This is a genomic window from Polaribacter sp. SA4-12, from assembly GCF_002163675.1.
In the GTDB taxonomy this organism is placed as follows: Bacteria; Bacteroidota; Bacteroidia; order Flavobacteriales; family Flavobacteriaceae; genus Polaribacter.
In genome coordinates this window covers 3,177,186-3,190,865 of sequence record NZ_CP019334.1, presented here as the reverse complement: position 1 = coordinate 3,190,865, position 13,680 = coordinate 3,177,186, and the positions used below count along the sequence as shown (strand labels likewise).

The following is a 13,680-nucleotide window of genomic DNA, read 5'->3' as shown; positions in this document are numbered from 1 at the left end:
TATTAATAAACAAAAACTAATAGTGTAATTATGAACACATTAAGTTACAAAACAGTATCAGCAAACAAAGCTACCGTAAACAAGGAGTGGGTTTTAGTTGATGCAGACGGGCAAACGTTGGGTCGTCTAGCTTCTAAAGTAGCAAAGCTAATTAGAGGTAAATACAAACCAAATTTTACTCCTCACGTAGATTGTGGAGATAACGTGGTTATCATCAACGCAGAAAAAATTGTTTTAACTGGTAAGAAATGGACTGAGAAGTCTTACATCCGTCACACGGGTTACCCAGGAGGACAAAGATCGTTAACTGCAACAGAAATGTTTGAGAAAGATCCTACAAGATTAATCGAAAAAGCAGTAAAAGGAATGTTACCTAAAAATATTTTAGGAGCAGCTCTATACAGAAACTTGTATGTATATGCAGGTGGAGAGCACAAACAAGCAGGTCAAGAACCTAAAGCTATTAACCTTAACGATCTTAAATAATGGATATAGTACATAAAATCGGTAGAAGAAAAACAGCTGTTGCTCGTATTTATCTTTCTGAAGGAAGTGGGAACATTACAGTAAACAAAAAAGACTATAAGAACTACTTTACTACTGGAACTTTACAGTATAAAGTACAACAACCTTTAATGTTAACAGAAAACTTAGAATCTTATGATATCAAAGTTAATGTATACGGAGGTGGTGTAACTGGTCAAGCAGAAGCAATTCGTTTGGCAATTACTAGAGCTTTAGTTTCTATTAACGAAGAGCACAGATTAGTATTGAAACCAGAAGGTTTATTAACTCGTGATCCAAGAATGGTTGAACGTAAGAAATTCGGTCAGAAAAAAGCACGTAAAAAATTCCAATTCTCGAAACGTTAATAGTAATCAGAATTTATTCTGTAATACATTATATCGAGAACTGTTATTATATTTTAATATTAAACAGTTTAGCATCTAAATAGTTAGGACTCGAAAGACTACCTAACTATTGATTTCAAAACAGAAAGTAAACACATTTAGAAAAAATGGCAAACGTAAACATTCAAGAATTATTAGATAACGGTGTACACTTTGGACACCTTACTAGAAAATGGAACCCAAACATGGCTCCATACATTTATACAGAACGTAATGGTGTACACATCATTGACTTGTATAAAACAGCAGCAAAAATAGAAGAAACTTCAGAAGCTTTAAAAAAGATTGCTAACTCTGGACGTAAAATTTTATTTGTTGCTACAAAAAAACAAGCAAAAGATATTGTTGCTGAAAAAGCAAAATCTGTAAACATGCCTTTCATTACTGAAAGATGGCCTGGTGGTATGTTAACTAACTTTGTAACTATTAGAAAAGCTGTTAAGAAAATGGCTCATATTGATAGAATGAAGTTAGATGGATCTTTTGATGCATTATCTAAAAGAGAAAAATTACAAATCAATCGTCAGAGAGAAAAATTAGAAAAGAATTTAGGTTCTATTTCTGATATGACTCGTTTACCTGGAGCATTGTTTATTGTAGATATTAAGAAAGAGCACATTGCAGTAGCAGAAGCTAGAAAATTAAGCATTCCTATTTTTGCAATGGTTGATACAAACTCTGATCCTAGATTAGTAGATTTTATCATTCCTGCTAATGATGACGCATCTAAATCTATTGACAAAGTTTTATCTTTTGTTATTGATGCAGTTGCTGAAGGTTTATCAGAAAGAAAATCAGACAAAGAAAAAGTAAAAGAAACTAAAGAAGTTGCAGCTCCAAAGGCAGTAAAAGTAGCTCCTGAAGTTGAAGAAGCAAAAGTTGAAGAAACTAAAGCTGAAGTTACTGAAACTCCTTCTGAAGAAAAAAAATAATTATAATTAAAAAATATAAATAGCATGGAAACAGTAAAGATTAGTGCTGCTGATGTTAAAAAATTAAGAGAAGCAACTGGAGCTGGAATGATGGACTGTAAAAAGGCATTAGTTGAGGCAGTTGGTGATTTTGATAAAGCAATTGATATTTTACGTAAAAAAGGTCAAAAAATTGCTGCAAAAAGAGCTGATAGAGATTCTTCAGAAGGTGTTGCAGTAACAAAAATTAACGCAGACAGCACTGTTGGTGTTGCTATCGTTTTAGCTTGTGAGACTGATTTTGTTGGTAAAAACGATGCATTTGTTGCATTAGGTGGTCAATTCGCTGAAATAGCTTTAAATTGTGCTGACAAAGAATCTTTCTTAGCTGCAGATTTTGGAGGTATGACTGTTGCTGAAAAATTAATTGAGCAAACTGGTGTTATTGGAGAAAAGTTAGATATAACTGCTTTTGAGAAAATCGAAGCTGCTTATGTTGGTGCTTATACTCACATTGGTAAAATTGCTGCTTTAGTTGGTTTATCTGCTGCTGTAGATAATGCTGATGTTTTATCTAAAGATGTAGCTATGCAAGTAGCTTCTATGGGTGCAACAACTTTGTCTTATAAAGATTTTGATCCTACATTTGTAGCCGCTGAAACAGAAGCTAGAATTGCGGTAATCGAAAAAGATAATATTGAATTAGGAAGATTAGGTAAAACATTGAAAAATGTTCCTCAATTTATTTCTATGTCTCAATTATCTGAAGGAGTATTAGCAAAAGCTGAAGAAGCTGCAAAAGCAGAATTAGCTGCTGAAGGAAAACCAGAAAAAATCTGGGAAAGAATTTTACCAGGAAAAATGGAAAGATTCGTTTCTGACAACACAACTTTAGATATGGAGCAATGTCTTTTAGACCAAGCTTTTATTAAAGATGAAAAGAAAAATGTTGACCAATATGTTAAAACATATGGTGACGTTTCTGTAAGTACTTTTAAAAGAGTTACTTTAGGATAACATTTATCTATTATTCCTGTAAATACAGGAATCTAAATATTTAAAACCTCGCATTCTATAATTTTAGAATTGCGAGGTTTTTTTGTTTCCCAAAAAAAGGAAACTCAAAAAAAAAGCTTAATTTTGCACAACTTTCAAAACAAGCTATGGAATACAATAGAATTCTTTTAAAATTAAGTGGAGAAGCATTAATGGGTGAAAGACAATATGGAATAGATCCCAAACGTCTTTCTGAATATGCAAAAGAAATTAAGGATGTCGTTGCTAAAGGTATTCAAGTTGCTATCGTTATTGGTGGTGGAAACATTTTTAGAGGTGTTGCTGGAGCAGCTAATGGTATGGATCGTGTACAAGGAGATCACATGGGTATGCTAGCAACATGTATTAATGGATTGGCACTACAAAGCGCACTTGAAGACGAAGGAGTTGATACACGTTTACAAACTGCTTTAGAAATTAAAGAAGTTGCAGAACCATATATTAAAAGAAAAGCAATTCGTCATTTAGAAAAAGGTAGAGTTGTTATTTTTGGAGCAGGAACAGGAAATCCTTATTTTACTACAGATACAGCGGCTGTTTTAAGAGCAATTGAAATAGATGCAGATTGTATTTTAAAAGGAACTCGTGTAGATGGTATCTATAATGTAGATCCCGAAAAGGATAAAGATGCTATTAAATTTGAAACGATTACTTTTAAGGACGTTATTAAAAAAGGTCTTAAAGTAATGGATATGACTGCATTTACATTAAGTGAAGAAAATAAATTACCTATTATTGTTTTTGATATGAATACTAATGGAAACTTATTAAAACTAGTTTCTGGAGCAAAAATTGGTACTATTGTTGATAATCATTAATCATAATCTTTTAAAAAAACACTAAAGATGAACGAAGAAATTGAATTTATTCTTGATTCAGCTAAAGAAGCAATGAATAATGCTATAGAGCATTTAATTAAAGAATTACGAACTATTAGAGCAGGTAAAGCAACTCCAGCAATGTTAGCAAATGTTATGGTAGATTATTATGGATCTTTAACTCCATTAAGTCAGATAGCAAATGTTACTACTCCAGACCCAAGAACTATTAGTGTTCAACCTTGGGAAAAAAACATGTTACAGCCAATTGAAAAAGCAATTCAAGTAGCAAACTTAGGATTTAATCCTATGAATAATGGTGATATTATTATGATTAATGTACCACCATTAACAGAAGAAAGAAGAATTGGATTAGCTAAGCAATCAAAATCTGAAGCAGAACATGCTAAAGTTGGTATTAGAAATGCACGTAAAGATGCAAACAATGATATCAAAAAAACAGATATTTCTGACGATATGAAGAAAATCGCAGAAGACGATATTCAAACATTAACAAACACTTATGTAAAACAGATAGAAGATAAACTAGCTGTAAAAGAAGTGGAAATAATGAAGGTTTAAAAAAACCTAAATAATAAAAAGAGAGTGTTTATTAGCACTCTCTTTTTATTTACAAACAATATATAATTTAATTACATTTTCGTAAATTTATAAAAATGAATTTCTGGACAAAAGTTGCTGGTACTATCTTAAGAAACCGATATTTGGTTTTACTAGGTATTGCTATCGTTACAGGGCTATTAGCATCACAAATGAAGTATATGAAGTTTTCATATACAGAGGCTAATTTATTGCCAGAAGATCATGAGGCAAATTTACAATACAATCAATTTTTAAAGATTTTTGGTGAAGAAGGGAATTTAGTTATTCTTGGAATAAAAGACTCAACAGTTTTTACACCAAAAAAGTTTAATGCATGGAATAATTTAGTTAAAAAATTTGATAGTTTAGAGGAAATAGATTTTACACTTTCTATTGCTGATGTTCAGGAATTAAAAGCAGATAGAAAGAACAGAAAGTTTGTATTAGAACCTTTATATGAAAAAAATCCAACTACAACAGACGAAGTTTTAGAAATAAAAAAACAACTTTTTGAGAAACTTCCTTTCTACGATAACTTACTATTTAATAAAGAAACAGGAACGCTACAAACTGCTATCTATATAAAGAAAGAAATTATTAATACGCCTAAACGTAGAGATTTCATTTTTAATATTTTAATACCAACAATAAAAGAGTTTGAAAAAGAGAATAATGTAGATGTTCGAGTTTCTGGAATGCCGTATATTAGAACACTAAATGCTCAAAATATACAAGATGAAATTATACTTTTTGTAGGTGGTGCATTAGCTATTACGGCTGTAATATTCTTCTTTTTCTTCCGCTCTTTCAGAGCAACATTTATCACTCTATTAGTAGTAATGATTGGTGTTACTTGGGCTTTTGGTTTTATAGGATGGTTTGGTTATGAAATTACTGTTTTATCAGCATTAATACCTCCTTTAATTATTGTTATTGGGGTGCCAAATGCAGTTTTCCTTATTAATAAATATCAACAAGAAATAAAAAAACACGGACAACAAGCAAAAGCTTTACAACGTGTAATTTCTAAAATAGGAAACGCTACTTTAATGACAAATATTACAACTGCATCTGGTTTTGCAACCTTTGTTTTTGTAAAAAGTAGTTTACTACGTGAATTCGGAATTTTAGCTTCTGTAAACATCATAAGTATCTTTATTTTAGCTTTATTAATTATTCCTATTCTATATAGTTTTATGCCGCTTCCAAAGAAGAAACATTTAAATCATCTTGAAAGAAGATGGATTGAAAATGTTGTTGACTGGATGGAAAAAATGGTAAGAAACCGAAGAATTACAATATATTTTACAACTGTAATTGTTATAATTGCAGCTATTATTGGCGTTTATAAAATTAAAGTATCGGGTAGTTTAATAGAAGACATGCCAAAAAGCTTAGAATTTTATCAAGATATTAAATTCTTTGAAAGTGAGTTTGGAGGAATCATGCCTCTTGAAATTTTGATTGACACAAAGAAAGACAAAGGTGTCATGAAACTATCCACTTTAAAAAGGATGGAGAAGATTAATGAAGCTATAGAAACTTTTCCAGAATTATCTAAACCAATATCTGTAACCAATCTAGTAAAATACTCTAAACAAGCATATTACAAAGGAAATCCAAGATATTATCAATTACCTACAAGCCAAGAGCAAAGTTATATTTTTGCATACACGAAGAATTCGAACAGTGAAGCTGGTATGCTTAAAAACTTTGTAGATTCTACAGGTCGTTATGCCAGAATAACCACTTTTATGAAAGACATTGGTACTGAAAAAATGAATGTAATTCAGGAACGATTAAAAGCAGTTATCGCAAAAGAATTTCCTTCAGAAAAATACGATGTTTCTCTAACAGGAAAAGCATTAGTTTTTATAAAAGGAACTAACTATTTAATTAAAAACCTAGTGATTTCTTTATCATTAGCTATCTTTTTAATTGCCATTTTTATGGCGTGGATGTTTAGATCACCACAAATGATTTTCATTTCTTTAATACCAAATATATTACCATTATTGATTACGGCAGGATTAATGGGCTTCTTAGACATCCCTATAAAACCATCAACAATATTAGTATTTAGTATCGCCTTTGGTATTTCTGTGGATGATACTATTCACTTTTTAGCAAAATATAGGCAAGAATTAATTGCTAATAAATGGCGTATAAAACCTTCCGTTTATGCTGCTCTTCGTGAAACCGGGGTAAGTATGTTTTATACTTCTATTGTATTGTTTTTTGGGTTCTTAGTATTCACTTTATCAAGTTTTGGAGGTACTATTGCTTTAGGTGGATTAGTTTCAATTACTTTATTATTAGCAATGGTTTCTAACTTGTTATTATTACCCTCTTTATTATTAACTTTTGAAAAGAAAATCGCAAATAAGAAAGTTTTTAAAGAACCTGCAATAAAAATTTTCCCTCCAAAGGAAGAAAATACAGAAAAGTAAAATTGAATTTCTATTTTTAGTTTTTAGAAAAAATAGTATCAAATAATAAAAACCGGATGTTTATTAAAACATCCGGTTTTTAGTCTAACAAAAAATCAAAAAAATTGGATTAAATAAATTATGTGAAAAAGATTCATATAATAAACTATTATCTTTAATTGCACAAAAGTATAAAATAATGCAATAAATTTTACAGGTATTTTAACCCTAAATTCAATAATAAACTACTTAAAAATATCATTGCTCATCTTAACCCAAAAAAGTATCTTTACTTTTTATTAATAACATATATTTATATCAATATTATAAGAATATGATAAACAAAAGCGTTGCCGAACTTATAAAGTCGGAAGGATTATTACTACAAGAAGTACAACTAAAAGGATGGGTTAGAACATTTAGAAGCAATCGTTTTATTGCTTTAAATGATGGTTCTACCATTAATAATATTCAATGTGTTATCGATTTTGAAAACACATCAGAAGAAACATTAAAAAGAATTAATACGGGAGCCGCAATTTCTATAAAAGGAACTTTAGCTGCAAGTCAAGGTAGAGGGCAATCTGTAGAGATTCAAGTTTCAGAAATTGAAATTTTAGGAGATTCAAATCCAGATGAATATCCTATTCAACCTAAAAAACATAGTTTCGAGTTTTTAAGAGAAAATGCACATTTACGTGTAAGAACAAACACTTTTAGCGCAGTAATGCGTGTGCGTTCTAAATTATCTTTTGCTGTTCATCAATATTTTCAAGAAAGAGACTTTAACTACGTTAACACGCCTATTGTTACTGGTTCTGATGCAGAAGGAGCAGGAGAAATGTTTAGAGTTACAAATTTTAAAGACAATGAAGCACCGCTTACAGAAGATGGAAAGATTGACTATTCTAAAGATTTCTTTGGAAAAGAAACGAACTTAACTGTTTCTGGACAATTAGAAGCTGAAACTTATGCGATGGCTTTAGGGAAAGCATATACTTTTGGACCTACTTTTAGAGCAGAAAACTCAAATACAACACGTCATTTAGCAGAATTCTGGATGATTGAACCAGAAGTTGCCTTCATGGATTTAGATGGCAATATGGATTTAGCTGAAGATTTTATAAAAACAGTTTTAAATTCGATTTTAGAAAGTTGCAAAGACGATTTAGCCTTTTTAGATCAACGTTTAACACAAGAAGAAAAAAGTAAACCACAAGCTGAAAGAAGCGAAATGAGTTTGTTAGAAAAACTTCGTTTTGTGGCTGATAATAATTTCAAAAGAGTTTCATATACTGAAGCAATTGATATTCTACGTAATTCGAAACCAAACAAAAAGAAGAAATTTCAATTTCCAATTAATGAATGGGGAGCAGATTTACAATCTGAACACGAGCGTTATTTAGTTGAAAAACACTTTAAATGTCCGGTTATTTTATTTGATTATCCAGCAAATATAAAAGCATTTTATATGCGTTTAAATGATGATGGAAAAACAGTTAGAGCTATGGATGTTCTTTTTCCAGGAATTGGAGAAATGGTTGGTGGTGCTCAACGTGAAGAACGATACGATGTCTTATTAGAGAAAATGAAAGCCATGAATATCGATGAAAAAGAATTATGGTGGTATTTGGATTTAAGAAAATTTGGAACTGCAGTTCACTCTGGTTTCGGATTAGGTTTCGAAAGATTAGTACAATTTACAACAGGGATGAATAACATTAGAGATGTAATTCCTTTTCCAAGAACTCCACAAAACGCTGAATTTTAATAAGTATTTTGTATATTTAAGTCTATGCTAAAACAAAGTTTACATTATAAACTCTTACAAAAATTATCTCCTCAACAAATTCAGTTGATGAAGTTAATTCAATTGCCTACACAAGCTTTTGAAGAACGCCTAAAACAAGAAATTGAGGAAAACCCAGCACTAGATACTGGTAAAGAAGATTCGGATTCGATAGATGATGATTTATCTAACGAATTTGATGATGCGGGTACAGAAAAAATTGAAGCCGAAGACATAAATATTGATGAGTATTTGAGTGATGATGAAATACCTAATTACAAAACTCAAGCAAATAACTATTCAGCAGATGATGAAGAGAAAAATGTACCTTATGCAGCAGGAACAAGCTTTCATCAATCATTAAAAAATCAACTGAACACCTATAGTTTTGATGATGAAGAGCGTTCAATTGCTGAGTTTTTAGTAGGTAGCATTGATGATAGTGGTTACATTCGAAGAGATATTTTAGATTTAGTGGATGACTTAGCTTTTACTGCTAATGTTTTTACTACAGAAGAAAAAGTTATTGGCATTCTAAAAAAAGTGATTCACACTTTAGATCCAATTGGTGTTGGAGCTAGAGATTTGAAGGAATGTCTTATTATTCAACTCAAAAGAAAAGAGAGTACAAAAATAAGAGCTTTAGCAATTGATGTTTTAGAATTAGCTTTTGATCATTTTGTGAAGAAACATTACAAAAAGTTACAAGAAAAATTTAATATTTCTACAGAAGAATTAAAGGAAGTAAATACTGAGATATCTAAACTAAATCCTAAACCAGGAAGTTCTTATGCAGGAAATAATAAGATTGCAGAACAAATAGTACCTGATTTTTCTATCAAACTTGTGGATGGAGAATTAGATTTGATTTTAAACTCCAGAAATGCACCTGAATTGCATATATCTAGAGAGTATAATAATATGTTAAAAGGATATCAAGAGTCTACTGTAAAAAGTAAATCTCAAAAAGATGCCGTATTTTTTATCAAGCAGAAATTAGATTCTGCAAAATGGTTTATTGACGCAATAAAACAACGTCAACAAACATTATTGGTAACCATGAATACGATCATGCATTATCAATATGAATATTTTTTAACTGGTGATGAACGCAAGTTAAGGCCTATGATTCTAAAAGATATTGCGGATAAAATAAACATGGATGTTTCTACCGTTTCTAGGGTAGCAAATAGCAAGTTTGTTTCTACACCTTATGGTACAAAATTGATTAAAGAATTCTTTTCTGAATCAATGAAAAATGATCAAGGAGAAGATGTTTCTACAAAAGAGATAAAGAAAATTTTAGAAACAGTAGTCCTTGAAGAAAACAAGAAAAAACCATTAACAGACGAAAAATTGGCAGCCATTTTAAAAGATAAAGGATATCCAATTGCAAGAAGAACAGTTGCTAAATATAGAGAGCAATTAGATTTACCAGTAGCACGTTTACGAAAAGAAATTTAGTGAAGTTTTATAAATTCATATCAATAATGTTACATCCAATTGTAATTCCTACAATTGGTGTACTATTGTACTTTATATTAATACCTAATGTCTTTAATAGCGATCAACGATTAGCTGTTTTGGGCTTAATATTTGCAACTACTTACATTGTACCTTTAGCAGTTTTAATTCTTTTTAAGAGACTTAAACTAATAAAATCTTTTAAAGCAGATACTATTGGAGAAAGGAAAGTTCCTATTGCAATGATGATTGTGTTATTCTATTTGTTAGGTAATACAATAAAAGGAATTCCTAATCTTACAGACATTGGCTTACTATTTTACGCAACGACTTTAGGTTTAGTATGTGTATATATACTATTCTCATTTAAATTAAAGACAAGTATTCATTTACTTTCATTAGGTATTACTACAGGATTCTTTTTTGTATTAAACGCTATATATAATAAAAATTTGATTGCTGTAATTATATGTTCATTGCTACTTTCTGGTATTCTAGCAAGCGCAAGATTATATTTAAAAGCACACACACAGACTGAAGTCTATTTAGGGTTTATTTTAGGGTTTCTATCTCCAATTATTGTTTTCTATTTTTTATAGAATATAGAAAATAAGTCCAAATTTTAAAATTTTAGTATTAATTTCTTCCCCATCTATCATACTGTTTTTAAAAACAGGCGTTAGACCATAAAACAGATTAATATTGAATTCATCATAACCCGCAGAAAGAGTTAAACCATATTGAAATTTATTGTAATTAGAAATATCCGAATACTTAAAAGTAGTATTACTTGCGTCTTCAAACTGAAAATTATTAGAGATATTATAGAAGAATTTAATCCCTGTATATACTCTCCAAAAATCATATTTATTAGCATTAGAAGTTCTCCATCTTAACTCTAGAGGGAATTCTAAATTATGTGATTTAAATAAATTACCACTTATTGTATCATCACTACTAAAAACAGTTGTATTGTTACTTTCTTCAACTTTTAATTTATGATTAAAAAAATCGACCCCATAACCAATACCAGCTGCTATAGAAATATTTCCTTGTTTATTTAAAATTAAATCTTTTATAAAACCAGCAGATAGGGAATAAGAGAAGTTACTTTTAGAAATTGGTGTTGGTTGATCAAAAAACTGACCATAAGAAACAGCTATATAAACCTGATCATCTGCATATCTATCTCCAATATTTAGTGAATCTTTTTGAGCAAAAGAAACACCTACTAAAAACATAAAGGAAAAGAAAGTGGCTATTATTTTCATGATAAAGTTAAACGTATCATAAAGATACAATATTTCATTTTATAGTTAATAATTCAAAATAAAACATAAAAAAAAGGATAACTCAAAGAGTTATCCTTTTTTTTTATTATAATATACTAATTAATCTGCCGTTTTAGATGCAGAGTAACTAATTTTAAGAGCATTTACATCTCTTAGTTTTAATCTAATATCAACTATAGTACCTACACTAGATTCTTTATCAGCTTTAATAGAAGTTGTCATAAATGGTACTTCTGCATCAGAAACTTTAGATCTTGCATTTATAATAAAGGCAGGAACATCATCTGCAGATGCTATTTTATCATTCAACTGGATTCTATTAAAACTAGTTCCGTATTTAGTATCTTTTGCTTTACCAACGTAAATAGTAGTTACCAAACTTTTATGTTCTAACTTTTTTACTTCTAATGCAGAAGGTAACCTTGGTGCATCAATTTGTAAAGAAGTTTCTCTCATAGTAGTAGTTACCATGAAGAAAAATAACAACATAAAAACAATGTCTGGTAAGGCAGCAGTATTCACTGCTGGCATTCCTTTTTTCTTTTTTCTAAACTTAGACATATTGTTAAATTTTAAAAATTAATTTGTTGGTTCTGCATCTGAAATAATTTGAGGATAACTAGTTTTGATAAACTCAACCTTTTTCTTCAAACTTTCATTGCTCTTATCATCTTTGTAAGCATCTTCAAGTTCAGTAAAAGGTATTTTATACTTAGCCATACTTAACCTATTCCTCAAAGCAGAATAAGCTCTTAACAATTGATCTTGAACTGCTAGATACGTTCCATATTCTGTTAATCTGTCACTCTGTACCGATATAATTGCTTTGTTTGGGTGATCCGAAGAAGATTCACTTCTTTCACCTTTACAATAATTACATGGCCCAGTTGCAACACCATTTTCAACTTTACCTTCACCTCCACCATTGTCTATAAATGCAATAGCAGCTTCTTTTAGGTTTTTAATATCCATTCTTTCGCCTTCAACTAAAAGCTCATTATTTCTATTAATACCAACCTCAAAAATGTTTTTTTCTTTAATAACAGGTGGCACATAATCTGCCGGTGGTTTTTCAGACAGTTTTTTTGAAACTCCTGAATCAACATTCATTGTTGTTGTTACTAAGAAAAAGATTAACAGCAAGAATGCAATATCTGCCATAGAACCTGCATTAATTTCGGGATTCTCTCTTCTTGCCATATTTTTATGATTTTACTAGTCCTTTTAATAAATCGTATACAAAGAATAAACTTGCAACTAATCCTAAAGCAATACTATACCAGATTCCAGTACCAACCCATTGGTTTGTAGTTGAACCCGCTTCTCCTCCTTCAAGAATTTTACCAGCTGTATCTAAAACAGCATTACTATCTGCTAAGAAATAAGCAAATACTAATACTACACCTAAAACGGCAAGTCCTAATAAAGTCTTTTTTAAATTTTCAGGATTTCTAAAAAGCCCAATTAAAGACAAAATTACTGTTGCTCCTACTGCAAAATAAAGCAGTATCGTAGAAAACGAAACGATGTTTCCTACAGAACCATTCAATGCTTCTACATCATCTCCATCAGTCATAAAAATTCTGACAAAGAGAAAAGCACCAATCAAAGCAACTAGTGCAATGAAGATATTTAAAATTTTTGATAAATTATTTTTCATAATATATCTTATTTTTTATATTTTACTAATAAGTCTATTAATTGAATAGATGCATCTTCCATATTATTTACAATACTATCGATTTTAGAAACGATAAAATTATAAAAAATTTGTAAAATAATAGCTACAATTAAACCAAATACAGTTGTTAATAAGGCAACTTTAATACCTACTGCTACAACTCCTGGAGAGATATCATTTGCTACAGCAATCATATCAAAGGCTTTAATCATACCAATTACAGTACCCATAAACCCAAGCATTGGTGCTAATGCAATAAATAAAGACAACCAAGAAATATTTTTCTCTAAAAGTCCCATTTGAACTCCTCCATAAGAAACAACTGCTTTTTCTGCTGCTTCAACTCCTTCATCTACTCTATCTAAACCTTGGTAAAAGATAGATGCTACTGGTCCTTTAGAATTTCTACAAACTTCTTTTGCAGCTTCAATACCACCTGAACTTAAAGCATCATCAACATTTGCTACTAATTTCTTAGTATTAGTTGTTGCCATATTTAAATAAATAATTCTTTCAATTGCAATTGCTAAACCTAATATTAAGGCTACCAATACAATTCCCATAAATTCTGGGCCACCTTCAATAAAACGAAGTTTTAATTCTTGGTGAAAAGTTCTTGCTTCCTCAGTTCCTGCTTCTTGTGCGAAAGTTGATTGAATAGCTCCAAAAAACATAAATCCTGTAACGGATAGGACATTTACTACTTTTTTCATCTTTGTTATAATT

Annotated in this window: 15 protein-coding genes; 10 read left to right on the top strand and 5 right to left on the bottom strand. The window is 30.3% G+C overall.

The features are described 5' to 3' along the window. Positions 1-30 precede the first annotated feature (30 nt). From rplM to BTO07_RS13805, 10 genes are all read left to right on the top strand, one after another. A complete protein-coding gene (gene rplM, locus BTO07_RS13850; RefSeq protein WP_087521796.1) occupies positions 31-486 on the top strand; it encodes a 50S ribosomal protein L13 in 456 nt (151 codons plus the stop codon). Next, positions 486-872, top strand: a complete 387-nt coding sequence (gene rpsI, locus BTO07_RS13845) for a 30S ribosomal protein S9 (RefSeq protein ID WP_087521795.1) — start codon at positions 486-488, stop codon at positions 870-872. Before rplM ends, rpsI begins: the two co-directional genes overlap by 1 nt. Positions 873-1,018: 146 nt before the next feature. After that, positions 1,019-1,843 carry a 30S ribosomal protein S2 gene (gene rpsB / locus BTO07_RS13840; protein WP_087521794.1) on the top strand — a complete coding sequence of 275 codons (825 nt, stop codon included), beginning with the start codon at positions 1,019-1,021 and terminating at the stop codon, positions 1,841-1,843. A gap of 24 nt (positions 1,844-1,867) precedes the next feature. Continuing rightward, the gene (gene tsf / locus BTO07_RS13835; RefSeq protein WP_087521793.1) at positions 1,868-2,839 is read left to right on the top strand and encodes a translation elongation factor Ts; all 972 of its coding nucleotides are present in this window, start codon (positions 1,868-1,870) and stop codon (positions 2,837-2,839) included. Between the two features lie 146 nt (positions 2,840-2,985). After that, positions 2,986-3,696, top strand: a complete 711-nt coding sequence (pyrH, locus tag BTO07_RS13830) for a UMP kinase (RefSeq protein WP_087521792.1) — start codon at positions 2,986-2,988, stop codon at positions 3,694-3,696. 27 nt (positions 3,697-3,723) lie between these two features. Then, positions 3,724-4,278 (top strand): ribosome recycling factor, encoded by a 555-nt coding sequence (gene frr / locus BTO07_RS13825; protein ID WP_087521791.1) that lies wholly within the window; start codon positions 3,724-3,726, stop codon positions 4,276-4,278. Between the two features lie 95 nt (positions 4,279-4,373). Next, positions 4,374-6,749 (top strand): efflux RND transporter permease subunit, encoded by a 2,376-nt coding sequence (locus BTO07_RS13820; protein WP_087521790.1) that lies wholly within the window; start codon positions 4,374-4,376, stop codon positions 6,747-6,749. Between the two features lie 313 nt (positions 6,750-7,062). Further along, complete coding sequence (asnS, locus tag BTO07_RS13815; RefSeq protein WP_087521789.1) at positions 7,063-8,499, top strand: asparagine--tRNA ligase; 1,437 nt, start codon at positions 7,063-7,065, stop codon at positions 8,497-8,499. Between the two features lie 24 nt (positions 8,500-8,523). Further along, entirely contained in the window at positions 8,524-9,981 is a 1,458-nt protein-coding gene (gene rpoN / locus BTO07_RS13810) for an RNA polymerase factor sigma-54 (protein WP_087521788.1), read from the top strand. Between the two features lie 26 nt (positions 9,982-10,007). Continuing rightward, a complete protein-coding gene (locus BTO07_RS13805) occupies positions 10,008-10,580 on the top strand; it encodes a hypothetical protein (protein ID WP_232457035.1) in 573 nt (190 codons plus the stop codon). On the opposite strand, the gene BTO07_RS13800 is transcribed toward BTO07_RS13805, so the two are convergent. From BTO07_RS13800 to BTO07_RS13780, 5 genes are all read right to left on the bottom strand, one after another. Then, positions 10,575-11,252: a porin family protein gene (locus BTO07_RS13800; protein ID WP_087521786.1), complete on the bottom strand. Its 678-nt coding sequence runs from the start codon at positions 11,250-11,252 to the stop codon at positions 10,575-10,577. The genes BTO07_RS13805 and BTO07_RS13800 overlap by 6 nt on opposite strands. A gap of 120 nt (positions 11,253-11,372) precedes the next feature. Then, a complete protein-coding gene (locus tag BTO07_RS13795) occupies positions 11,373-11,834 on the bottom strand; it encodes an ExbD/TolR family protein (protein WP_087521785.1) in 462 nt (153 codons plus the stop codon). An 18-nt stretch (positions 11,835-11,852) separates the two neighbouring features. Next, positions 11,853-12,473, bottom strand: a complete 621-nt coding sequence (locus BTO07_RS13790) for an ExbD/TolR family protein (protein ID WP_087521784.1) — start codon at positions 12,471-12,473, stop codon at positions 11,853-11,855. Positions 12,474-12,477: 4 nt separating this feature from the next. Further along, the gene (locus tag BTO07_RS13785; RefSeq protein ID WP_087521783.1) at positions 12,478-12,933 is read right to left on the bottom strand and encodes a hypothetical protein; all 456 of its coding nucleotides are present in this window, start codon (positions 12,931-12,933) and stop codon (positions 12,478-12,480) included. 8 nt (positions 12,934-12,941) lie between these two features. Next, positions 12,942-13,667, bottom strand: a complete 726-nt coding sequence (locus BTO07_RS13780; protein ID WP_087521782.1) for a MotA/TolQ/ExbB proton channel family protein — start codon at positions 13,665-13,667, stop codon at positions 12,942-12,944. Positions 13,668-13,680 lie beyond the last annotated feature (13 nt).

Excerpts from the sequence above, each read along its gene's own strand:
- rplM (WP_087521796.1), top strand. The coding sequence starts at position 31 with ATGAACACATTAAGTTACAAAACAGTATCAGCAAACAAAGCTACCGTA.
- rpsI (WP_087521795.1), top strand. The coding sequence starts at position 486 with ATGGATATAGTACATAAAATCGGTAGAAGAAAAACAGCTGTTGCTCGT.
- rpsB (WP_087521794.1), top strand. The coding sequence starts at position 1,019 with ATGGCAAACGTAAACATTCAAGAATTATTAGATAACGGTGTACACTTT.
- tsf (WP_087521793.1), top strand. The coding sequence starts at position 1,868 with ATGGAAACAGTAAAGATTAGTGCTGCTGATGTTAAAAAATTAAGAGAA.
- pyrH (WP_087521792.1), top strand. The coding sequence starts at position 2,986 with ATGGAATACAATAGAATTCTTTTAAAATTAAGTGGAGAAGCATTAATG.
- frr (WP_087521791.1), top strand. The coding sequence starts at position 3,724 with ATGAACGAAGAAATTGAATTTATTCTTGATTCAGCTAAAGAAGCAATG.
- BTO07_RS13820 (WP_087521790.1), top strand. The coding sequence starts at position 4,374 with ATGAATTTCTGGACAAAAGTTGCTGGTACTATCTTAAGAAACCGATAT.
- asnS (WP_087521789.1), top strand. The coding sequence starts at position 7,063 with ATGATAAACAAAAGCGTTGCCGAACTTATAAAGTCGGAAGGATTATTA.
- rpoN (WP_087521788.1), top strand. The coding sequence starts at position 8,524 with ATGCTAAAACAAAGTTTACATTATAAACTCTTACAAAAATTATCTCCT.
- BTO07_RS13805 (WP_232457035.1), top strand. The coding sequence starts at position 10,008 with ATGTTACATCCAATTGTAATTCCTACAATTGGTGTACTATTGTACTTT.
- BTO07_RS13800 (WP_087521786.1), bottom strand. The coding sequence starts at position 11,252 with ATGAAAATAATAGCCACTTTCTTTTCCTTTATGTTTTTAGTAGGTGTT.
- BTO07_RS13795 (WP_087521785.1), bottom strand. The coding sequence starts at position 11,834 with ATGTCTAAGTTTAGAAAAAAGAAAAAAGGAATGCCAGCAGTGAATACT.
- BTO07_RS13790 (WP_087521784.1), bottom strand. The coding sequence starts at position 12,473 with ATGGCAAGAAGAGAGAATCCCGAAATTAATGCAGGTTCTATGGCAGAT.
- BTO07_RS13785 (WP_087521783.1), bottom strand. The coding sequence starts at position 12,933 with ATGAAAAATAATTTATCAAAAATTTTAAATATCTTCATTGCACTAGTT.
- BTO07_RS13780 (WP_087521782.1), bottom strand. The coding sequence starts at position 13,667 with ATGAAAAAAGTAGTAAATGTCCTATCCGTTACAGGATTTATGTTTTTT.